We start from the raw sequence: 23,965 nt of genomic DNA, 5'->3' as shown, positions 1-23,965 counted from the left end.
ATTTCCATGAAAATTCTAATGTTTAATTCTTAAATTTCTGCTACCTTACAAACGGGAACAACAGCTTCTGATTCTCCGGCCACAGCATATTCTCCAGATCGATGAGCTTGGTGCCGGTGTCCACGCGTTCGGGAATATCCATGCCTTCGAGCGCCTCCACGGCATATTTCACCGCCAGATACCCGTTGCTGAACGGATTCTGGATGACGGTCGCCTGCACAGTGCCATCCTGGAGCGATTCCATCATGGAGGGCGAGCTGTCAAAAGCAATCATTTTCACACTATCCCTCTCCAGACCCTGAATCACCCTGGCCGCGCCCTGTGAAGCAATTTCATTCAAAGTGGCAATACCGCGCAGCCCGGGGTACTTGTTCAGCATCTCGCGGGTCAGATTTTCGGCGTCGGAGGTGCTGGAGGAGGTGTAGGCGATCGGTACGACCTTAACGTTAGGGAAGCGGGCGGCATAGTTCAGAAAACCCTTTTCCCGCTCATCAGCATCCCGCGCACCATAGTCGATGCTGCCCGTCTTGCCGGAGTCCGGGGTAAGCGACGAATTGGTGAAGTTAATGATCCCGATCTCGCCATAGCCCCCCAGCAGCTGAATCAGCCGTTCGGCGGACTTCTGTCCGGCCTCGTACCCGTTCGACCCCACGTAAGTCCGAACCTTGGCAGAGCCGACCTCCGCATCGACTGAAATCACCGGAATTCGGGAATACGCCGCCTGATCCACGACCTGCGCCAGTCCCATATAGCTGCTGGCCGCGAGAATAATCACATCCGCCTTCTCCTTAATGGACTCCTCCACCATGACGACCTGCTCCTCAATATCACTCTCCGAATCGGGCGCCTTGAAGGTCAGATTGACATTGAATTCCTTCGCCGCAGCCTCTGCTCCGAGCTTCAGGGTGTTCCAGTAATCCCCTTTGTTCATCTTGACAATCAGGTGGATATTCCGCGTCTTGCTGGTGCTGATATAAGCTGGCGAGGCGTTAAAGCAAGAAGATACAGAGATCCACAGCACGCCGCACAGCAGCACGGTGAGCCATACACGCAGGCTTTTCACAGGTTCGTCTCCTCCTTCTGCTTATCCATAGCCTCTCCCGCCGGGAGAGCCGGGAACACAATCGTCACAACCGTCCCCTCTTCCAGCTCACTCTGAAAAGCAAGCCCGTACTCCCGCCCGTAATACAGGCCGATCCGTTCGTGCACATTCCGGACACCGACCCCTGATCCGCTGGTGCTTTTGACGCTTCCGCTTAGAATGCCGTTCACCGTCTCCCTGGACATCCCGAGGCCGTTGTCGCTGACCCTGATGAGGATTAGCCCGTCCTGAAGCCCGGCGGTGATCGAGATCAGCCCCTCGTCCGGCAGCATTTCAATCCCGTGATAGAGCGCGTTCTCCACGATAGGCTGCAGAATCAGCTTGATCGTCTGGCACTCCAGGACCTCCTCCTGCGCCGTGATCTCATAACGGAATTTATTCTTGAAGCGGAAGCTCTGAATCACCAGGTAATGGCGGATGTGGTCCAGCTCTTCCTGGATGGTGATAATATTCTTCCCTTTGCTGAGGCTGATGCGGAAGAATCTGGAGAGCGACTGGATCATGGTGACGACTTCATCCGTTTTGCCGCGTTCTGCCAGCCGGATGACCGAATTCAGCGTATTGTACAGAAAATGCGGGTTAATCTGCGATTGCAGCACCTCAAGCTCGCCCTTCCGCTTCGTCTCCTGCTCATATATGATCTGCTCCATCAGCTGGCGGATACGCTGGAGCATCATGTTGAAGCGCCTCGACAGCTGTTCTACCTCATAGGCTCCGCTGACGTTAATCGGCGTATTCAGATCGCCCTCCGCCACCTGCTTCACGGTACGCTCCAGCTTGCGGATCGGGCTGGCAATCAGCCAGGACAGGAAGACAGACACCGCAATAACACAGACGAGAACAACCGCAAGAAACCACGCCAGGAACTGATTGAGATCCCGCTTGGTGGTGACAATCTCATCGTAATAGGCCACCCCGACAATCTTCCAGCCGGTCTGCGCCAGCGTGCGTACGGTGATAAACCGCTTCTCCCCGGTCGATTCGTCCAAGTAGCTGCGGTAGGCGTATTCCAGCACCGGCTCCACATTCTCATACTTCAGCCCGGCGTAGATGAGCTGCTGCTGCGGATGGTAGACGATATTGCCGAGCGGGTCGAGGATGTAGGCGTAGCCTCTTTTGCCCAGCTTGACCTGCTTGCTGAGTTCGTCAATCGTTCTGAAGTTGAAGTCCAGCAGCAGCACACCGGTTCTCAGCTCCCCGTTCTCCCTGTATTGAATCAGCTTGGAGATGGAGACTACCCAGGTATACCTGCCCTTGAACAGATTCTGGATATGCGGGGCGGAATAGGAGATCTCGGAGGTACGCTTGGCTGTGGTGAACCAGCTCTGGCTCTCAAGCCCCGTGTTCATGCGCATCGTCTGCCCCGGCGTCCCCACCACATACTTCCCCTGCGGTGTAAAAACAGCCACGGACACCAGATCCTCGCGGCTGCTCATCAGGGTATCCATCCGTTCATAGAGCAGCGGGGAATCGATGGAGGGCGTAGAGGTAATCTGCTTCTCGGCGGTCGCAAAAATACTGCCCATCCCCTTCACATACAGCTCCAGGTTATAGTTCACCTGCTCGATGATCTGCTGCATGTTGAGATTGGCATTCTCCTCGGCCGTGTTGGCGAACTTGCCGTACAGCATAATACTAACGATTACGGCCACCGCCGCAGTCACCGCCATGAACGTCAGCGTGATGATCAGCTGGATGCTCCGCAGCTTCGAGGACAGGCGCAGCCTGCCGCTCTTGCGGGACCCCGGCCGCAGCGGGAAAAAATAACCCCTCGGCTTGTTCATGGCTATTCTCCCCGCGCGCTGTTCTTATACTCTTTGGGGGATTGTCCGTATTTCTTGCGGAAGCAGAAGCTGAAATAGTTCGGGTCGGCAAAGCCGATCCGCTCGGCGATCTCGAACGCCTTCAGCTCGGTGGAACGCAGCAGCTCCTTCGCGGCCTCCAGCCGGATCTGCAGCAGATAGCTGACGAAGGTCATCTTCATTTCTTTTTTGAAAATGCTGCTGAAATAGCCTGTGCTGATATGCAGATGCTGGCATACCCTGCCGATGGACATATCGGATTCTTCATAGTGGCTGCGGATATATTCCTTAGCCTGGTCAATGAGCTGCTTATAGCTCGACTGGCGCTCCGAAGCAATGGAATCCATCAGCCGGCTGCATACGGTAATAATCCACTGCCGGGCTTCTTCCAGGTTGTTGAATTTGTTCATATCGCTAAGCGAGGTCAGGCCGGGTCCGATAAAATCATTCGTCCCGCTCCCGGATTCCTTCGCCACCCGCAGAATGGAGGTGATGATCTCCAGCAGGAAAATCTGATAATCCTGCGCCGAGACCTGCTCCGTATCCAGTCCCCGGAACAGCTCGTCCACGACTTCGCGCAGCTCCTGGACGGTGCCCAGCTTGATCGTACGGATCAGCGACTGCTGGGTCAGCTCATCATAGTCCAGCATCCGGCTGGACCGCGATTCCACATCCTCAATCCAGATGACCCGGTTGTTGCCGAGGATCAGCCGGTAATCAAGCGCTTGCAGCGCATCCCCGAAGGAATGGAACAGCATGGACGGTGCCTTGCAGACGGTTCCGGCCCCGGCAGTTACGGTCAGCTTCAGGAAACGCTGCACATTCTGGCAGATCTCTTCGAGAATGGCGAAGGTTCTGGAAGTAATGTCGCTCTCCTCCGGGCTCTGGCTGACCGAGAGCAGCACGACATCATCCCGGTGGATGAATACCTTGCCGAAGCCATGCTTCTGGCAGATCTCCTCCGCGATGTTCAGCACAGCATAGAGCTGGAGATTACGGTCGCCGGTATCCCGCAGGGACACGGGCCGCTGAGCTTGAACGGCGGAAGAATGGTCCGGGCGGATATAATCGATGCTGATCACAGAGGACTGGAAGCATTCACCGGTGAGGGGGATGCCGTACTCTGTGCTTTTCTCAGCAATCTCTGCGGAATGCAGGCGGCGGGACACCAGGGTAGAGAGGAACTGCTCGCGCAGAAGCGGCAGGCTCTTGCGGTAATGCTCGCTCAGCACGAACACATTCTCCTTCTCGGCAATCTCGGTCTCGATCGTGGCGCGAACCTTCAGCAGAACATCAATCAGCTCCTGGGACGAGAAAGGCTTCAGGATATATTCATCAATCTGCAGCTTAATTGCCTTCTGGGCGTATTCGAATTCATCATAGCCGGTCAGAATGATAATCTTCGTATTCGGATGGCGGCTGCGTATCCATTCCGCCAGCTGAAGGCCATTCATGAAGGGCATCTGGATATCGGTAACGACCACATCCGGCAGCAGCCGGTCGATCGCATCCGCCGCCTCCCGCCCGTTCTCAGCCTGCTCCACGACCTCGAAGCCGTACTGCTCCCAGTCAATCTGGGCGATAATGCCTTCTCTTACATCTTCCTCGTCTTCGGCGAGTATTAGTTTGTACATGCTTCATCCCTCTTCGGCATAGGATATGGAGGTTCACAGAACTATAATAGCTGATTCAAAAGGCCCGATCTATGGTTATATTAAAAAGGCCGCAGCCCGTTCCTGGTTAAGCTCATACGCAGGGTAGTTTACTATATAGGCTGCCTACATATTATGCAAGGAAATATTGTTTGCATTCGAAGAGTATTGGGATATACGAATAGAAGAGTATTGGGATATACGAATAGAAGATTATTGGGAAATACGAATAGTGAGAGGGAAGAGTAGGGGCCAGCGGAGCTAGTACAGCATCAGATTTAAATTAGTGAAAACCGTTTGTTGCAGCGCCCCGAGTACCGTATCCACTCATAGTCGATGGGCTTAATTGTATTTTGTACAACTAAAACGTCTGGTTTGCTCCCCAGTAGACGTTTAGCTGTATTTCGTACACTTAAAATCCCGCTTTCCCTGGTTTCCACCCGTTGGGGCAGATTTAGTTGTACAGATTACAGCTAGAAGAGGCAAGCCTTGTTTTTCGCTGTTTTTAAGTGTACATTCTGCAACTATCCCTGAATGTCTACTTGGAACAACACGCCATAAAGCACTGCATGGTTGAACTGAATTAACTTCTTTAGGTCTGATGCTCTACCAGAGGGATCACGGCAGGCACTTGTTCGGCGGATTCAGGGGTATTAGTGCACCTTATTTCCTTCACCAAAAAAAAACCATCCCGATTACGCCGGGATGGGGATGTTCGGTATACGTATAGGATTATAGCAGGGCTTTGTTGAAGCGGTAGCCTGTTGTCTTTTCAAAGCCGATATGGCGGTAAAACGCATGTGCAGGTGCACGTTCAACGCGGTTGCCGCTCCGCAGGAACAGCTGGCAGCAGCCTTGATGGCGTGCCCATTCTTCCGCTGCAGCTACGAGTCTTTTGCCAAGGCCTTGTCCTCTAAGCTCCTCTGCTACGATCAGCGCGGTAATCTCCGTAATACAATCGGCATGCTTGTAGTAGGACTTCACCTGCCGTAAACCGATCATTCCCACAACTTCGTTATTGAGCTCTGCGACCAGTGTGCAGTGGAACGGATCATGCTCCATGCCTTCCATTCTCTCTTTCATCACGCTAAGCGTTGTCGGATAGCCGAATTCACGCAAAAGGGCTGTCACTCTCTCCAGATCATTCATGCCGCATTTGCGAATTTGCAGTACCTGCTCCTGAGTACTACTGTTCATCCTTGTATACCTCCACTTGTAGCTTAGACGCAGCCTGCTTGGCCGTCATCCGCGCGATTTCAATATCTTCCGCTGAACTGAGTGTTACTGCCATCCGCCGTCCTGGGCGGATCTCCGGCTTGCCGAATATCCGGACCTGCGTGCGGGGAAGGGCCAGCGCCTCTTCAATCCCGGTCACCGCAAAAGCTTGTCCGGCTCCATCAGTCTTCAGGGTGGCCGAAGCTCCCGGTGTCAACAAACGTACCGCTTCCAGCGGAAATCCAAGAATGGCTCTGACATGCAGAGCAAATTCCGACAAATCCTGCGTAATCATTGTAACCATACCTGTGTCATGCGGCCGGGGGGACACTTCACTGAACAGAACCCCATCCGCGGTGAGAAACAGCTCCACACCAAAAATTCCATAACCGCCAAGCTGATCGGTAACCTTCCGGGCGATGGCCTCAGCCTCTTCCAGCTGCGCCCCGCTCATCTGATGCGGTTGCCAGGACTCTACATAATCCCCATCCTGCTGAATGTGGCCGATCGGCGGACAGAATACGGTTCCGCTAACCGAACGGACGGTAAGCAGTGTGATCTCGCTCTCAAACGTAACAAAAGCCTCCACGATGACGCGTGTTCCCTTCGCACGAGCGCCTTCAAGCGCCGTATTCCAGCAGCCTTCCGCATCCTCAGGTGTTCTGCACACACTCTGGCCTTTGCCGGACGAGCTCATAATCGGCTTAATCACACAAGGCGTTCCCAGCTCCTGCACGGCCTGGCGCAGTTCATCCAGACTGTCAGCGAACCGGTAAGCCGCTGTAGGCAAGCCCAGCTCTTCTGTCGCCAGACGGCGGATGCCTTCGCGGTCCATGGTCAGCCGTGCCGCACGGGCAGTAGGAACAACCAGGAATCCTTCTTCCTCCAGCTCCACCAGCGCACCGGTAGCAATGGCTTCAATCTCCGGTACAATCAAATCGGGCTTCTCTGCACGGATAAGCTGCTTCAGTGCCTCTGCATCCAGCATGTCCAGTACATAAGAGCGGTGGGCGACGCCCATCGCGGGTGCCGCTTCATAACGATCCACAGCTACGGTCTCTACGCCAAGGCGCTGAGCTTCGATAATGACTTCCTTACCCAGTTCACCGCTGCCGAGCAGCAGCAGCTTTTTACTCCGGGCTGATAAAGGAGCTCCCCACATTGTCGACTCCAACCTCTTTTCGCAAATTTGTCTGCTGACTTCTCTGTTTCTGTAAAATGTCGCAGTTTGATTGTAAATTTTCAGTCTTCTTTATTTTCATCCATCATCCACCAGATTGCAAGCGTTCTTCGACATTTTCCTACAAACTTCACAGATGGCTGTTCAACAGACAAGTGAAAACGGTTTTACTATCCCTTTTAGGGGGCGGCACCATTTCATTGAGAAATACAAGGATATGTTATCAAGTGCATTGAACAAATTCATCCTAACGGATGAATAGGATTACCTGCGCTCCGGCACAATGTATGCTGTTTTTCACATACATTCGGGCCACGCGCCTGTTTGAGAGCACAATGTATGCTGTTTTTCACATACATTTGGGCCACGCGCCTGCTTGAGAGCACAATGTATGCTGTTTTTCACATACATTCGGGCCACACGCCTGCTTGAGAACACAATATATGCTGTTTTTCACATACATTCCGCCTTTAGGTGAGATCAGATACACTCCTGCTCCTCACGGCGAGTCTTCAGCCACAAAGTCAATCTATGCATCATTCAAAAAACTCCTAATCACAAATTTAGCACACCTTGGCCACAACAGGAGGAAACTATAGGTTCCTATACAACGGCGAAGGCCTGCTCCTGAAGCCGTAATTCTTCGGCGATCCGGCCCCAATACTCCGCACCATCACCTCCCTTCAGCAGTGCCGACATGGCTGCCTCCTGTTCGGACAGGCCTTCACGCAGCTGATCTGCGGCCTGGGATAAGGCGGCTGCCGCTGCATCGGTATAGAATGTCAACAGAGAGTCCTCCTGTCCTTGCGCCGCCGCAGCCACCGCTTCTTTGAACCACGGCTCGGCAGCCGCGCGGATCTCTGCCCGGCCCGGTCCCTCAAAGAAGTGGCGCGGAGATTTGAAGCGGCTCCACAGTCCGGCCCAGTCCAGAGGAGCCAGAACACAGTCCAGCTTCGCCGGTGCCGGCCAGCGCTCATCCGGATTCTCCAGCAGCTGAAGCTCCTGATCCGGGATGGACAGCTCGGCTGCAGCCGCTGTAGCCGCCTGGGTCACGAATCTGCGCCCTGCCGACTCCAGACGCAGGGTCGTTGCCCACAGCTCCTGCTCCAGTTCACGCAGAATACTGCGCTCCAGCTCCCGCCCGCAGGCGATGAAGATGTCCTTCAGGTTCCCTCCGTCTTCCCGGAGAATAGAGGGATGGAAGGACTCCTGGAAGGAACGCCCGAAGGAAAAGGCAATCCGCTGCCGGACATGATAGAGCAGCTCCGCACCTTCACGGCGCAGGTCCCGGAGCGGGCGGTCTTCCTTAGCAAGTGCGGCCAGCCGCAAGTTCGCGGCTTCCCGGCGCTGCCGGAACTGCTTCATTCCCTCCTCCTGCTGGTCTGCCTCCATCAGCGCCAGCCGTTGCCATTCTTCGGCGCGCCCACGCACCGAGCTTAGGCTGTCCCTGGCTGCTGCCAGAGACAGTCCCGGCAGTTCATCACCGGCGAACGCGGAGAGTGCGGCTTCAAAGCTGCCGAATCCCGAGGCCTCATAGGCCTCCACCGCTCCGCTTGATTTGCCCTCCAGCGCAAGCAGGCTGGACACGCTGTAGATCCGCGGCGAGGTCAGGCCTCCGGCCCGCAGATTTTGCGCCACATGCTGCTTCACCTCTTCAAGCTCAACCTCGTCCGCTGCGAGGTCTGCGGCGTTGATGATGAAGAACATTTTGTCAAGCGCGAAGCTGTCCTTGATTCTACCCAGCTGGGCAAGCAGGCTGCGGTCAGCCTTGGAGAAGGCGTGGTTATAGTAGGTCACGAAGCAGATAGCATCGGCATTCTTCATGTAACCGAAGGTTACACCGGTGTGCCGGGCATGCAAGGAATCCGCTCCTGGCGTGTCTACTAATACAATGCCGCTCCGTGTCAGCGGGCTGTCATAATACAGATCCGTGCTCTGCACAAAGCAAGCGCGCTTCTCGTCTGCGACCAGACTGCGGTATTCCGCCAGACTGACCGTCCGCTCTGTTCCGAGCAGCGGACGGGATTCCTCCCATCCGGCGGCAGCTGCCCGCAGGAAGCCGGCATGCGGCAGCGCGGACGGATGGAGCCCGCCGGTCTGCAGCCGGGCCACGGCTGCGGTCCACGACTCGTGCTGCGGCGGCGCCAGCTGCAGCACGCTGAAGGAATGGAGGATGTCCTCCCAGACCTCCTCCGCCCGCTTCATGGTGATGGCCGCCGTCCCGTGGGCGAAGCCGCCCTCCGGCGCCAGAATCCGCCCGACGGCAGCCGTTGCCGGATGCGGCGACACGGGCAGCACCTCTTCACCCAGCAGAGCGTTGGCGAAGGAGGATTTGCCGGCGCTGAACGCTCCGAACAGCGCCATCGTGAAGCGGCCGCCGGCGAGATCCTCCGCCCGCGCCGCCAGGCTGCGCGCAGCCGAGGCCATCGCCGGCTCGCTCCGCAGCACCCCGGCCGCCGCGTGCAGCGCCGCTGCGGCCTGCGTCAGCCGGCGGCGCCCGCCCGCCGGCGTTGCCGTACCCGCCGCCCAGGCCGGGGCGGCGCTAGGGCTTGCCGCCGCCGCGCGTGGCAGCGGCGGCGGTTCCGGGCTGGCGGCGCTGAGCGCGCCAGCCGCCAGGGGCGGCACCCCCGGCAGCGCGCCGGGGGTGAGGGGGCGGCGCGGCGGCAGCAGCGCCGCAAGGGCGTCCGCGCGGGCAGCAGCCGCGCGGTCCAGGGCGGCCAGCGCGGCGTGGGCCGCAGCCTGCCGCCGCAGGGCAGCTTCGCGGCGCGCAAGCTCCGCGCGCCGCTCCTCCACAAGCGGCGGCAGCGCAGCCAGCAGCGGCTCGCCGAAGGCCAGGACCGTGCGGCGGAACTGCGCCTTAACCTCTGCCGCAAGCGTGCGGCAGAAATTAAGCAGCGCCTCGCCCGAAGCCCCGGTACCCGGCTTCACCTGATCCGCCAGCCACTGCTGGCTCACCGCCGGGAAGGCCTGCTTCAGCAGAGGCTCCGCTTCCTCCTGCCACAGCTCCAGGCCTTCCGCCCATTCGCGCACGAGCTGGAGAGTGTGCCACTCCAGCTGGGCAGTGATCTCTCTCTGCTGAAGGCTGTGCCAGTGCAGCAGCCGCGCCCCCTGCTCCTTCTCCCGCTTCGCAGCGGTGAAGAACAGGCCGCGCCGGAAGCCCGGCTGGAGGCTCTCGATGTATGCGCCCGCCGCGTCCCGCAGATCAGCCGGCATCAGATTCGTGTTGCCGAGCAAGGCGTCCAGCCTGCTGCGCAGCTCAAGCCGCGCCTCTTCAGGCAGCTCCTCCAGCGATGCTTCCTCCTGCATCGTTGCCCGGATCTCTGCTTCCACAGCTTCCGCCGCTGAACCGCCTGTCTCTTCCAGCAGCGCCGCCCGCTCCTCCTCCTGCTGCTCACGATAATCCGCCAGAACAGCATCCGCAGTATGATGCATGGAGCGGGACAAGCTGTACTCCAGCAGCTCCTGCCGCTGCTCCAGCAGACCGGAGATCACCGCCAGCAGATCCTTCCACTGATTCAGCGGATGCTCCTCCACCTTAAGCGAAGTGAACAACAGTCCCGCAGAATGAATCCCCCATTCCCGGAAAGCGCTTTCCACTTGCTGCCGGTATTCCTCCAGCGGAATTTCCTGCTCCCTGTGCTTGTCGATCTGATTGATGATCAGGTACAGCGGCTTGCCCCAGTCGCTAAGGCTTTTGGCAAACGCCAGATTATTCTCCGACTGCACATGATTGTAATCCATCACGTAGAACACGGCATCCGCCAGATGCAGCGCCGAGCGGGTCGCCGCCTGATGCCCCTCATCTGTCGAATCTACGCCGGGAGTATCCATCAGCACCCCGTGATTCCCAAGCACCGGGACATCCTCCCACACCTCTATCGCTGAATATTCAGTCCCCTGGCGGCAGTAATCCTGAAGCCGGTCAGGCGTAGTCTGGATTACCCCGGGATTCCCTCCGGTGCTTCCGTCCACCGGATGAAGCAGCACCTGCGGCGCTCCGCTGCGGATCGATACAATATTGGCGCTGGTTGGAACCGGACCCGAAGGCAGCACGGCCTTACCGCAGAGCTTGTTAATCATGCTCGACTTCCCCGCCGAGAAATGTCCGCAGAATGCGAGTGTCAGCTCATCCGCCTGCTCCTTGACCTTTAGATCCGCTACGATCTGCGCACTCTTCTGTTCTCCCCATTGCCTCAGCCGCTCCTCAAGCAGCCTAAGCGCTGATGACCCCGCTGTAACCAGCTTCACTCTTTCCCGTTCTGCTCCCACAACATCCCCGCCTCCGCTGCAATCTATAGCTACTTTCATTATTATTACATTTGTATGATTTATCTCACTGCAAGAATAGAACAATTATATTTTATCATCAGATCGTCACAAATCAAATGTCCACATTTACAAAATCAGCTATAATCCTTCACGAAAAACAAGATTTCGCAAATGGCATTCTAATCCTGCCCGCAAATCCTACTTCAATGGGTTCGGAACAACATCATCCTAACGGATGAATAAGATTTACTTCGCGCGAACACAATGTATGCTGTTTTTCACATACATTTGCTCCGTCCACCCCGTAGTTGCACAATGTATACTGTTTTTCACATACATTTGCTCCGCTCACCCCCGTAGTTGCACAATATATGTTATTTTCCACATACATTCGGCCCACACGCCCGCACATCAGCAATTGTATGCTGTTTTTCACATACATTCGGACCGCTCCCCCCGCTCCTGCACAATGTATTAAATTTTTTAAGAAGTACTGGGTTTTCACATACATTTGGTCATAAGCCGCTGTACCAGCCAATTATATTCGGTTTTAAGCATACCTTGAGCCTTCAATCATAATTCAGCATCAAAGTCATTCTACGAACCAATTAAAGAAAGTTTCCTATTCAACAAAAAAAAGAGGCTGCCCCGGCAGCCAATGCATGGCTATGGGACAACCTCTCTAATCAACTCCAACCGAATTAAGCTGTTTCCAGCACGGGAAGCAGGATTTCAAAGACTTTGCCGTGCTGCAGAATGGTCAGGCCACGGGATTTGTCTTTCATTACGACAACCTCGGGCTTCGCGGACATACGCTCCAGGTAGAACTCAGGCACATCGCCGGAATGGCTGATTGTGATGCCTTCCACTTCCTGCTCTTCGTTCTCTTCCATCGGGCTGTCCACAACGCGGTCAAAAATATCAGAGAACGCTTCAAAATTATCAGTATATACAGAAATGCACTTCATCTCTATCCCATCCTCTTCTTCTCTAATTCTTGGTTAGCTTTCGTATGATCCTTAGCTTTCCTGATTACAGCAGTTTTCATACGTTTTTTGCCCTCCCGGCATACATCCAGCAGCGGGCAGATCTGGCACCCGGGATTCTGAGCCTTACAGTGATATCGCCCGAAAAAGATCAGCCGGTGGTGCGTCAGCGTCCATTCGTCACGCGGCACCGCCTTCATCAGCTTCTTCTCCACTTCCAGCACGGAATCTTTCCAGCCCGCAAGTGCGAGCCGTTTGGCTACCCGTTCCACATGAGTATCCACGGCAATCGCCGGAACGCCAAACGCATTAGAGACGACCACATTGGCAGTCTTGCGTCCGACACCAGGCAGGGTTACCAGCAAATCATGGGCTTGCGGCACTTCACCCCCGTACTGCTCAATCAGGATTGCGCAGAGGTTCTGAATATGCTTGGCCTTGTTGCGGAATAGACCAATCCGCCGGATATCCAGCTCCAGCTCTTCCAGCGGCACTGAGATATAGTCGATCGGAGCCTTGTACTTCTGAAACAGGTCCTCGGTCACCTTGTTCACTGTTGCATCCGTACATTGGGCTGAGAGCAGCACGGCTATAGTAAGCTCAAAAGCGTTGCTGTGATTCAGCTCACAATGTGCATCAGGGAACATGCCTCCGATAGTGTCCAGGATGTGGCGGACCTCTGCAGCTTTCATAGCGTCCCCTCCACGGAGCAGGTATGACTGTAAGTTCTCTTACAGCATATCTTCTCAAATCTGAAGAAATATAAGCAAAGATACATTATATCGTATACTTTCATAGCGTTCAAGCGAACACCCTGCTGCCCTTATATTTCAAAAAAAACGCCTTGATCCAAGGCTAAACCAAGGATCAAGACGGTGTTTCACACGGAAAACCACCAAAACGATTATTGTTTCACAATTTCTACAACCTTGCCGTTGTTGAAATACATTATAATATTATCATTTTCTTTGAGAGATTGCACGGATAAAGTCGTGTCACCTTGATGAATATATACATTTGGGGCAAGCCCAAACGTATAATTATCAGTCAGCGTGGCGCGTTTGGTCAATATTTCATTCGTTGCGCTCTCATAACGGGCGAACGTCCGGTTCAACTGACTGAACACGGAGATGATCACTACACCGCCGGCATCCTTACGCACCAATACCCGGTCTGCTGTGGTAAGTCCGCTCAGGGCGTTCGTTGCAACACCGTCCCGGAGGATTCTCACTCCGCTGCCCGCAGCGAAAGGCTGGGAGGCTCCCGTATAATCCTTCACGGTGAACGTACCTGCTGCGGCATCCACTGCCGTTACCTGTCCGGCAACCTGTTTCACCGACTGCAGGGACAGCGGTGTGGAACCGTCGAAGCTGAGATTCACGAAATCTCCGGCCTTCAGCTCAGTCAGCGCGATCTTCTGGCCTGCTTCGTTGGTAAGCGGCACATTCACCAGGTTCAGCTCGCTGCTGTTGCTGCCACCCTCAAGCTTCACGGTCATTTTGTTAGTGCCCGCATTGATGGTAGCAATCTCGAACTGGGACGAGCCGTTCACCCGCAGCACGGAGATGAGCTCCTGATTGCTGGCAAGCACTGCCGTTACCGGCACATTGAGCGGAACATCGGTGATGACTGCCCCGCTTTTGCCAAACATTTCAATGGCCTGCGGATAAGACATCGTCAGCAATTGTCCATTGCCCAGCTTGAACACAATCGTTCTGGCCGAAGTATTGATAGCCGTCAGGGTGCCGGAATATTTGGTCGTCAATTCAACAGACATTGCACGCTCATTAATGGAGGTCACATCAATCTTGCGGTTCTCAACCAGTCTGGACCCCATGGTGGTCAGCGAAGTGGTAAGCAGGCCGCCGTACGACATCTTTGTTTTCTCGTCCATTTTGACCACATGAGCCTTGCCGTTGTTGTCCGTGAAGGTCAAGTACTGGGTCTTGGCGTTATAATCTACAACGGTAGCAGCCGCGTACTGTTCAATCTGGCGGCTGAGCACCTCAATCTTGGTCACCTGATCATTGCTGTTCAGCGTAAGCTGCACATTGTCTCCGCCTGTTTTGTCAGCAATCAGGTCAGCCATCACCGGACTCACAGCATTCGGAATCACAATGGCCGGATTAGTAGCAAGCAGATTAACCTCACGGGTGCCATCGCTCTTCTGATAGACAATTGTTGAATCTGTCAGCTCATAGATGAAGCCCTTCACTATGCGCTCCACTCCCGAGGTTACTTCCACAGAACGGATCGCATTATCCTTGATGGTATACGAGACAGCAGCACCGGCTTTCAGCTCTGCGGGCTGAATAATAGAGCTCTGGGAGCTGAACAGCGTAGTCCCTTCTTCCCATTTGAAGGTTTCTACTGTGCCGTCGGCATTCTTGAATGTAATGCTCTTGGCAGCAGTGTCAACGCTTTGAACCGTGCCTTTAGCCGTCTTGTTCACAATACCGGAAGTGACCTGCACCTTCACAACCTTTCGGGAGCCGGTGAAGGTTTCACGCAGCAGCGTAAGCTTGCTGCCGGCGGTGATCGAAGCAGGCTGAATAACGGCTCCATTCACATCCAGGAAGGCCGTGCCTGAATCGTAGGGATATTGATCATATCCGTTCGCGGAATCGACCCAGATGATACCCGGCGTATGCTTGGTGAACACACCTTCCGCCTGCTCAATCTGAACTGCCGGGTCTGTCAGCTCCACATATGCTGCGCTATAGGTGGCTCCAATTACAGTTACTTTGGTATAGGGCTGGATCTCGTTCAATGTGATGCGATTCTCGGAGGCACTGGTGTAGTAGGCAGTATTGGCATTCAGAGTGAATTCCAGCGTATTGCCGTTAGTGTACAATCCCAGCTTGCCGTCCTTGAGAGCACTTATTGTTCCTTTGAACGTATTGTCGTATTCCAGGCTGTTATGCGCTTCAGCACGGCTGAAGAAGGTAGCCAGCTGTGCACGGGTCACAGCGCCTTGCGGATCGAAGCGGTTGCCGGTCAGCCCGTTAGCCAGTCCCAGCTCCACCGCTGTGTTAATATAGCCGCGTTTGTTCGCGGACACTTTGGCATCATCGGCAAAGCCTGTCGGCCGGCCCGCAGCCGCAGAAGCGGATGCACTCTGGCCAAGCGCACGGATCAGCAGCTCAGCAACCCATTCACGGCTGGCCTTTCGCTCGCCCCACGAGCTTTTTAGATTATCTGCAGCCATCTCCGTGGTCTTGTCCAGCAGTCCTTGCTGGAAGGCCAGGATTACATATGGCTTATAATAGTTCGTAACCACAAAATCATTAGGCAGCGCAACTTCGGTACTGGTATTCACATTTCCCTGCAGCTTCATGAAGCGCAGCGCCATCAGCACCGCTTCCTGCTGGGTCACAGAATCGCCAGGACGGAACAGGCCGTTATTGCCGACCACAATTCCCTGGGTTGCCAGCTTATAAATATGCTTTTCGGCCCAGAACCCCGTCTTGACATCACTGAAGATCCCTGAACCAGTTGCAGCCGTCTGCGAAGCCGCTGCAGCAACGGTTGCCCCGGTTGAAGCGTTGTCGGCAAAGGCAGCCCCTGCCCCGCCAAGCACCATCGCACCGGCCAGAACGGCAGATACCGCTTTTACAGAATAAGATTGAACCGTACGCTTTAATCGTTTTGGACCGGACAATTCGATATTCCCCTCTCTATGGCTTATCTGGATTTCTATGTTGTTAATTTCGTTAGCCATCCGGCTTATTCCTGCCTAATGCTACAATCCGTTGTTCTCGCGGGTGATGGGATGTACAAGATCCACATGCCCCATCAGACTCTCCACCTGTTCTCCGTCTACCAGCACATCGATATTCTTCACTTCATCGAACTGGAAGAACATCTGGGACAATGCCCCGATTGCCAGAGCCTCGCCGCCTGCGCCAAGCTGTGCCTCGTCCGGCTTATGAATATCCATCACAATCTGTCCATTGGAGAACTCAAGTGATTTCAGTTCAATCTTGTTCCACAGCGGAATCTGGTCAGCCTTATCGCTCTTCTGGAGTGTTTTGAAGGCTTCCGTATATTTCTCCACCGCATCCTTGAAGGTGATGGAGACATCAGCAGGAACCAGGTCGTTCTGTTGCAGGTCTGTATAATACGTCTTGATCTTAAGGCTCTGCTTCTCAGGCACTGCCGGTGCCTCCGTAGCTGCCGGAGTGACCGTTGCTGCAGGCTCAGGCGTGCTTGTAGCTGCCGGTGTGGCAGTGGAACTAGCAGGACTAGCGGGACTGTCATTCCCGGCATTGTTTCCTTCAGCGCCGCTGGATACCGAGGTTGAATCCTGACCGGACGCATCGGCCGGTGCAGCAGTAGGTTTATCGCCGCAGCCCGAAATTACGAGAAGCAGCAGCGCAGCGATCCCTGCATATGTCAATTTCTTGTTCATTTGATTAACCCCCTCAGATGAATATGGGCAGGAGGGACCGCAAAGTCCTTTTGACCGCAATATAGGGTCTTTATCCGACTCTGCGGCCCCTGCTGCCGCCCGTTGTTATTGAATCCCGAGATACTCTTTAATTCCGCTGACCATCGATGCGGCTACATTGTTCTGCAGTGCTTCAGTGAACAGCAGAGCCTCGTCTTTCTTATTGCTGAGATAGCCCACTTCAAGCAGTACCGCAGGCATCTTCGTCTCGCGTATCACATGGAAGTTGCCGTAACGCACTCCCCTGTTGCTAAGCCCGGTCGCCTGCACAAGATACTTGTGCATCACATTCGCCAAGGCCTTGCTGTCCCCGCGCTGATAGTAGGTCTCCGTTCCGCTCGCAGCCGCTGATCCGCTGCTGTTGGCATGAACGGATATGAACAAATCTGCACCGAGGTTATTGGCCATTGCCGCCCTTTCCTTCAGTTCCAGGAAGGTATCATCGCTGCGCGTCAGCACCACGTCAATCTTGTTCTCCTGCCTCAGCAGTGCAGCCGCCTTCAGAATCACAGCCAGGTTGAAATTCTTCTCATATTTGCCGGTAACGCCTACAGCCCCTGAATCCTTCGCGCCATGTCCGGCATCGAGCACAACCAGCTTACGCCCGCTGTTGCCGAGCTGCGTTGAAGTGTCGCCTGGAGCCTGTGCGTTCAAATCAATGACAATGAGCTTGGAGGAATCCCCCGATACCTCTACGCTATAATTTTTGGGGGTATTAAGATCAATTACAAATCGGACAGTATAAGGATTAGTGCTATACAGCGAATAGCGGATACCGGAGACATCCGGATAATCCGTAACTGTCAGGTTCCCGTTCAGGTCAGGATCAAGTATTTGTCCTGTTCCGAATATATCCGAGAACGTGGCATTCGGCAGATCAACGATGATTCGGTCCGGACCGCTGATCTTAGAGACTTTAGGCTCGGCATTGCCGTCTATGGCAATCGTGAACCGGTTCTCATTGAAGCTGATGCCGTTGATCATGCTCAAGCTGCTTGAGGGTTCTCCCGGCGGCACTACAACCGTCCCTCCGTCTCCATTACTTTGTCCCGGGTCAATGTTAGGGTCGGAAACGGGCGGGGTAATAAGATCTACAACCTTCTTCGTGTTATCCCATTTGACCGTAAGTCCGAACTGCTCACCAATGAACCGGATCGGTACGAGCGTCGTGCCGTTCCGCAGGAGAGGGGCCGTTGACATCATTACCGTCTTGCCATCGACGGATGCCGCAGCCTGATCTACGATCAGCTGAATGGTCTTTCCCTGCTGTTCAATCTTGATGGTCTTGCTTGTCTGATTCCAATCCACCTTGTATCCAAGGTTCTCAGCGATCATTCTTAGCGGCACCATGATGGAGTTATTTACATTTTCCACCGGAACGTCTTGTCCTGCATTCAGTTCCTGGCCATCCAGGAAGATCTTGTTCTGGCCAGCAGCGGCTTGTCCATGCCCTGGCAGCACCACAACAAAGAGCAGCAGCAACAGCATAAAAGCAAATTTCTTCATTCTTCACCTCTAAGACTCTAGTATTCCGCCCCCAATCGAGCGTTCTTGATGGCATGCCAACTGACAACCTTCGACATAGTGTAGACGCCTTTAGAACTTAAAAGTTGCGAATAAATCCCAACCAAAGTGGAAATGTCTGTGTATTCCCTATAGCTAAAAGGTATGTAGTGCGGTTACAGACAACTCCGCTGATGCAGTGTTACAAACCAAGATATTCCTTAATTCCAGCTACGATTTCGCGGGCCAGATTATTCTGCAGCTGTTCACTATACAGGCCTGCTTCATCCCCCGCATTGGTCAGATACCCCGCCTCCAGCAGAACCGCAGGCATCCGGGTCTCCCGGGTAACATGCAGACTCTTCGAGCGGACGCCGTTGTCTTTAAAGCCGGTTCCCGCTACCAGATGCTTTTGCATAATTTCGGCAAGCGGCAGGCTCTCACTGCGGCTATAGTACGTTTCACTTCCGTTAACTTTGCTCCGGTTCGGATAGGATACATCCAGTGAATTCGCATGAAGGGATACGAACAGCGTAGCATTCGCCGCTTGGGCAATCTTCACACGATCCTGAAGACCCAATGTAATATCCGATGTACGGGTGTAGACGACATCAGCCCAGCCTTCCTGCGTCAGAATAGCTCCGGCTTTCAGGATGACCGCGAGATTGAAGGTCTTTTCCAGCTTGCCTGTAAGACTAACCGCACCCGATTGCTTCCCCCCGTGTCCGGCATCAAGCGCAATAATCGGTCTTCCGGTGAATCCCGGATTCACGGGTGCCCCCGTTTCGCTGCCCGTTGCATTGAGATCGATTGTGACTAGTCCTGTACTCTCATCTGTACTTACCTGATAATTCTGGTAGCCCGTAGTCTGGATTACGAACCTGACCGTCGGGGGATTCGTACTGAACAATGCATAACGTATTTCAGTTACAAGCGGGTAGCCGCTCACATCCAGCTTGCCCTGCGGACTTCCTCCAGTAGATACGCCCGGGAAGCTCCCGCTGAAATCAGGGGCAAATGCCGCTCCGGCAAAATCCACTACAATCCGGTCGGGTCCGGTAACTCTCGTAACCGTAGCCTTGGCTCCTCCGGCAGCGGCTACAATCAGCCGGTTCTCGCTGAATACCGCCCCTTTCACTACTGGGGATGTAGCTGGCGGAGTCGGAGTAGCTATAACGCTTCCGTCCAATTCCTCCAGAGTCTCTGTGCCGCTCTGAGGCGGATTGGTCGGTGAAGGACTCGGAACCGCCGCTGGAGGTGCTTCTGTTGATGCTGATGGAACCGGAGTAGCAGACGGCAGCGGATCTGAAGCGATTGGCGCTGTCTCCGTTATCCCTCCGCTCAAGTACACCGTCTTATCCGTATTGTCCCACCCGACGCTAAGACCGAATTGCTCGCCGACAAAGCGGATTGGCACTAATACCGTCCCGCCGTTCTGCTTGGGCGCGGCATTGAGCGTCAGGTTTACCCCATCGGCTTGTGCGGTGGTGCTGCCGACTGCAAGCTGTACGGATTTGCCGTCCTGCTGGACAGTTACCTTGCGGCTGCTCTGTTCCCACAGCACTTCGAAGCCCAGATTCTCCACTACTACACGGATCGGAATCATAACGCTTCCATTCACATTCTCGAGGATTACCCCCTTGGGCAGTGCAAGCTCCTTGCTGTCCATCACGATCTTACCGGGGGTTGTTCCGGCTGCCGCAGCTTTGTGGCCGGCGAATGACAGGAGGAGCAGTGGCAGCAGCAGTAGAAGCAACACCCGTTGTCCGGCTTTCTTCATCCTTTCCTCTCCTTTGGTCCATTGATAGATTTGCAGATAAGATTAAGACGACAATAATCCCCAAAAGTTGCCTTCGCAGGCAATAATATCTCGATTATAGCAAAAAAACTTCTATTTCCGACACCCGGAAATAGAAGTTTTGTGTAAATATAAGAACAAATACGCTTCAGCCGTTAACTTATCTTATCACTTAGGCAAAAAGCTTGGCCGCATGACGCTCTTCATAAGCGGCAATCTCATCAGCATGCTGAAGCGTCAGGCCGATATCGTCCAGCCCCTGCAGCAGGAACTGGCGGCGGTGCTCATCCAGCTCAAAGGTGATGGCCAGACCATACTCATCACTCAGCTTGTTGTTCTCCAGATCCACTGTAAGCGTGTAACCCTCATGCTCTGCTGTGCGGCTGAACAGATCGTCTACCTGGGCCTCTGAGAGCTTGATCGGCAGAATGCCGTTCTTGAAGCAGTTGTTATAGAAAATGTCGGCATAGGATGGCGCTATGACCACTCTGAACCCGTAATCCATGATGGCCCAAGGCGCATGCTCCCGGGAGGAGCCGCAGCCGAAATTCGCACGGGAGATCAGCACAGAGGCTCCCTCATAACGCGGTTTGTTCATCTCGAATGCCGGATTGTCATTCCCTGCTTCATCAAAACGCCATTCGTAAAATAAAAATTGTCCAAAGCCTGTGCGCTCGATCCGTTTCAGGAACTGCTTGGGGATAATCGCGTCCGTATCTACATTAACCCGGTCTACCGGGGCTACAATTCCTGTTAACTTCTTGAATTCTTCCATTGCTGAATCCTCCTGCTCTCTCAATTATTCTATGAGTTGACGGCTTCCGTCTTGTAGTTCCAGTCACGCACATCCGTGAAGCGTCCTTTGATGGCTGCCGCAGCCGCCATGGCAGGAGAGACCAGATGCGTGCGTCCGCCGCGTCCCTGACGTCCTTCGAAGTTACGGTTAGAAGTAGAAGCGCAGCGCTGGCCCGGCTGCAGAACATCCGGATTCATCGCCAGGCACATACTGCAGCCGGCTTCACGCCATTCAAATCCAGCTTCGGTGAAGACTTTGTCCAGACCTTCCTTCTCGGCCTGCATCTTCACGCGCCCGGAGCCTGGCACAACAATAGCTGTAACTTTGTCAGATACCTTATAGCCTTTGGCTACTTCAGCTGCAGCCCGCAGATCCTCAATCCGGCCGTTGGTGCAGGAGCCGATGAAAACATAATCAATTCCGATCTCGGAGATCGGTGTACCGGGAGCCAGATCCATATATTCAAGCGCCTTCTCGGCTGCTTTGCGTTCATTCTCGGTAGTGAAATCAGCAGGGTTCGGTACGGTGGAGTTGATATCCGTTCCCATACCAGGGCTAGTTCCCCAGGTAACCTGCGGGATAAGTGTCTCTACATCGAATTCGACCACAGTATCATACTGGGCGCCTTCATCACTAACAAGGCCCTTCCAGGTCTCAACGGCGGCATCGTACGCTTCACCCTGCGGCACATATTGACGTCCGCGCAGATAGTTGAAGGTTGTCTCGTCCGGTGCGATCAGGCCCGCTCTTGCTCCGCCTTCAATCGACATGTTGCAGACGGTCATGCGCTCTTCCATCGACAGCTCACGGATAGCTTCGCCGGTATATTCGATAACATAGCCAGTTGCAAAGTCCGTTCCGTATTTGGCAATTACGCCGAGAATCATGTCTTTGGCAGTCACACCCGGATTACGTTTGCCGGTGAAGCGCACTTCCATGGTCTTGGCCTTGGATTGCTGCAGACACTGGGTTGCAAGCACATGCTCCACTTCGCTGGTGCCGATCCCGAAGGCCAGTGCACCGAAGGCTCCGTGTGTGGAGGTATGGCTGTCCCCGCAGACAATCGTCTTGCCGGGATGGGTCAGTCCAATCTCAGGTCCCATGACGTGAACGACACCTTGGTCAATATCATTCAGGTCAAACAATCTTACGCCGAAATCACGGCAGTTCTGCGAGAGCGTATCAATCTGCTGCTTGGAGATCGGATCGGTAATATTGTAACGGTCCTTGGTAGGCACGTTATGATCCATTGTCGCAAAGGTAAGTCCCGGACGGCGGACTTTACGGCCGCTCAGACGCAGCCCTTCAAACGCCTGCGGAGAAGTAACCTCATGAACGAGATGCAAATCGATATAAATAATGCTCGGCTTGCCTTCTTCCTGATGAATAACGTGATTATCCCAAATCTTCTCAAACATTGTCTTGTTGCCCATGAATTTCACCTCATAATAGTAGAATCGTTCCTATTGACGAGAGCGTGGAGTCTCTCTTGAATGTTCTAAATATAACATCGCCACGTTTATAATTCCAAGATATGATTTCTATAGGGTTTATAGGTTATACTTATAAACAGATGATCTACTCATTAAAGGAGCTTATGTATGGAACTCAGACAATTGCAATACACGCTGCAGATTGCTGCAGAACGGAATTTCTCCCGTGCGGCGGAGAAGCTGCATATCGCCCAGCCCTCGCTCAGCCAGCAGCTGTCGAAGCTGGAGAAGGAGCTTGGCGTACTGCTCTTCCAGCGCAATACCAGCTCTGTGGAGCTGACCTATGCCGGTGAGAAGTTCGTTGAACAGGCCCAGGGGATTATCGATGCCGTTGAACTGCTGAGGCAGGAGATGTCGGATATCTCCCAGCTTCGCACTGGACGCGTAATGGTCGGCAGCATGCCGATCACCGGAGCACACCTGCTCCCGCATGTGCTGCCTGTATTCAAGAGCAAATACGCCGAGGTTGAAATCACCCTGCTGGAGGACTCATCCATGAATCTGGAGAAGCTGACAGCCAGCGGCCAGACCGATCTCAGCCTGCTCTCCCTGCCACTCGAAATTCCAACCCTGGCCTACGAGGTGCTGGGTGAGGAGCGGATCGATCTTGCCGTTCCGCCGGGGCATCTGCTGGCCGCCCGCGAACCGCAGGGCATCCGCACCAGCCTGGCCGAGCTTAAGGATGAAGCATTTATCGTGCTTAAGGAAGGCCAGGGCTTCCGTAAAATGACCGTGGAATTATGCCGCGAAGCCGGATTCGAGCCGCGGATCGTCTTCGAGAGCAACAATATGGAGACGGTCCAGTCGCTGGTTGCTGCCGGGATGGGCGTTACTTTGGTGCCTCACTTTATCGCACGCGCTGCCAGGAGTGAATTCGTACCGGTCTACCTTCCGCTGGCTGAGCCGGTGCCAGGCCGGACGCTGGTCATTGCCTACCGGCGCGGACGTTACTTGTCCCGTGCAGCCGAAGCTTTTATCGAGACCTTCAAGGCAACCGTGGCCGGACTGACCGATAACTAGTCCTCATACAATCAGCCTTATTCATGACAAATGCCCGTCCTGCTCAGCAGACCGGCAGGACGGGCATTTCTTCTATACTTAAGTTAAGGTATCCATATTATTTACGCAAGTTATGCTGTGAGATCAGACGGTTCTGATCATCTGGCAAGCGGGCTGTACTCTCATCCACAGGCCCCTTCGTACGGGTGTCCCCGGCCTTATCTTTTACAAATTCGCGGATCGCCTAGTTTTGAAATTCGGCGGCTTCTTTGGCATTTTGATTCTGCTCCTGCCTTGCATCGCTGTTCTTACTCAAATCAATCCACCTCCTGTGTAATAGATTATAAGTATTTTACCCCCTGCCCCGCAGGATAAACATAAATCGCACCGGCAACACTGCATGAAAAAATTTATCCGCGGCTCTTTGCAAACCCTGCTGCCCCATGGTATCCTAAGTGACAAATAGTGAAACGTGCTGACGGGACCAGTAAGAATGGACGTATATTCGTGTGCAGAGAGTAAATTCCTGAAGGCTGGGAGAATTTACCGCGAAGGTCCTTTCCGAATCCTACCCCTGAGCGGCCTGCCATGCAGGACGGATACTCCCGTTATGAGAATGAAGTCGGATGAACCCTCATCAATGAAGGTGGTACCGCGGAAGTTAATCAAGCTTTCGTCCTTTGCTAAGTCTAAGGATGGGGGCTTTTTGTCATTTTCGGG

15 protein-coding genes are annotated in these 23,965 nt (G+C 54.2%); 1 reads left to right on the top strand and 14 read right to left on the bottom strand.

The window, feature by feature from the left end; genetic code table 11:
* Positions 1-40: 40 nt before the first annotated feature.
* From NSS64_RS08575 to leuC, 14 genes are all read right to left on the bottom strand, one after another.
* On the bottom strand, positions 41-1,063 hold the full coding sequence (locus tag NSS64_RS08575) for a substrate-binding domain-containing protein (protein ID WP_341139832.1): 1,023 nt from the start codon (positions 1,061-1,063) through the stop codon (positions 41-43).
* Positions 1,060-2,886, bottom strand: coding sequence for a sensor histidine kinase (locus tag NSS64_RS08570; RefSeq protein WP_340993460.1), 1,827 nt, complete (start codon positions 2,884-2,886; stop codon positions 1,060-1,062). Before NSS64_RS08570 ends, NSS64_RS08575 begins: the two co-directional genes overlap by 4 nt.
* 2 nt (positions 2,887-2,888) lie before the next feature.
* Positions 2,889-4,538, bottom strand: a complete 1,650-nt coding sequence (locus NSS64_RS08565) for a response regulator (protein WP_341139831.1) — start codon at positions 4,536-4,538, stop codon at positions 2,889-2,891.
* 750 nt (positions 4,539-5,288) lie between these two features.
* Positions 5,289-5,753, bottom strand: a complete 465-nt coding sequence (locus NSS64_RS08560) for a GNAT family N-acetyltransferase (protein ID WP_076079220.1) — start codon at positions 5,751-5,753, stop codon at positions 5,289-5,291.
* A complete protein-coding gene (gene purT / locus NSS64_RS08555; protein ID WP_341139830.1) occupies positions 5,743-6,933 on the bottom strand; it encodes a formate-dependent phosphoribosylglycinamide formyltransferase in 1,191 nt (396 codons plus the stop codon). Before purT ends, NSS64_RS08560 begins: the two co-directional genes overlap by 11 nt.
* 621 nt (positions 6,934-7,554) lie before the next feature.
* Positions 7,555-11,220, bottom strand: a complete 3,666-nt coding sequence (locus NSS64_RS08550) for a dynamin family protein (RefSeq protein ID WP_341139829.1) — start codon at positions 11,218-11,220, stop codon at positions 7,555-7,557.
* Between the two features lie 701 nt (positions 11,221-11,921).
* Positions 11,922-12,188 (bottom strand): hypothetical protein, encoded by a 267-nt coding sequence (locus NSS64_RS08545; protein ID WP_036697991.1) that lies wholly within the window; start codon positions 12,186-12,188, stop codon positions 11,922-11,924.
* A 2-nt stretch (positions 12,189-12,190) separates the two neighbouring features.
* A complete protein-coding gene (nth, locus tag NSS64_RS08540; protein WP_036697993.1) occupies positions 12,191-12,898 on the bottom strand; it encodes an endonuclease III in 708 nt (235 codons plus the stop codon).
* Positions 12,899-13,110: 212 nt separating this feature from the next.
* Positions 13,111-15,927, bottom strand: a complete 2,817-nt coding sequence (locus NSS64_RS08535; RefSeq protein ID WP_341139828.1) for an S-layer homology domain-containing protein — start codon at positions 15,925-15,927, stop codon at positions 13,111-13,113.
* A gap of 21 nt (positions 15,928-15,948) precedes the next feature.
* Positions 15,949-16,617, bottom strand: a complete 669-nt coding sequence (locus NSS64_RS08530) for a GerMN domain-containing protein (RefSeq protein WP_341139827.1) — start codon at positions 16,615-16,617, stop codon at positions 15,949-15,951.
* A gap of 105 nt (positions 16,618-16,722) precedes the next feature.
* A complete protein-coding gene (locus NSS64_RS08525) occupies positions 16,723-18,162 on the bottom strand; it encodes an N-acetylmuramoyl-L-alanine amidase family protein (RefSeq protein WP_341139826.1) in 1,440 nt (479 codons plus the stop codon).
* Between the two features lie 199 nt (positions 18,163-18,361).
* Entirely contained in the window at positions 18,362-19,939 is a 1,578-nt protein-coding gene (locus tag NSS64_RS08520; RefSeq protein ID WP_341139825.1) for an N-acetylmuramoyl-L-alanine amidase, read from the bottom strand.
* A 190-nt stretch (positions 19,940-20,129) separates the two neighbouring features.
* Positions 20,130-20,732 carry a 3-isopropylmalate dehydratase small subunit gene (gene leuD / locus NSS64_RS08515; RefSeq protein ID WP_076079215.1) on the bottom strand — a complete coding sequence of 201 codons (603 nt, stop codon included), beginning with the start codon at positions 20,730-20,732 and terminating at the stop codon, positions 20,130-20,132.
* Positions 20,733-20,761: 29 nt separating this feature from the next.
* Positions 20,762-22,186 carry a 3-isopropylmalate dehydratase large subunit gene (gene leuC, locus NSS64_RS08510; protein WP_036727197.1) on the bottom strand — a complete coding sequence of 475 codons (1,425 nt, stop codon included), beginning with the start codon at positions 22,184-22,186 and terminating at the stop codon, positions 20,762-20,764.
* A gap of 168 nt (positions 22,187-22,354) precedes the next feature.
* On the opposite strand from leuC, the gene NSS64_RS08505 reads away from it, so the two are divergent.
* The gene (locus NSS64_RS08505) at positions 22,355-23,266 is read left to right on the top strand and encodes a LysR family transcriptional regulator (protein ID WP_340939746.1); all 912 of its coding nucleotides are present in this window, start codon (positions 22,355-22,357) and stop codon (positions 23,264-23,266) included.
* The last annotated feature ends 699 nt before the right edge of the window (positions 23,267-23,965 follow it).

Origin of the sequence: Paenibacillus sp. FSL H8-0122, assembly GCF_038005345.1 — a bacterium.
Taxonomy (GTDB): Bacteria; Bacillota; Bacilli; order Paenibacillales; family Paenibacillaceae; genus Paenibacillus_AQ.
The sequence above is the reverse complement of the archived record's forward strand: the minus strand, read 5'-3'. Positions and strand labels throughout refer to the sequence as shown.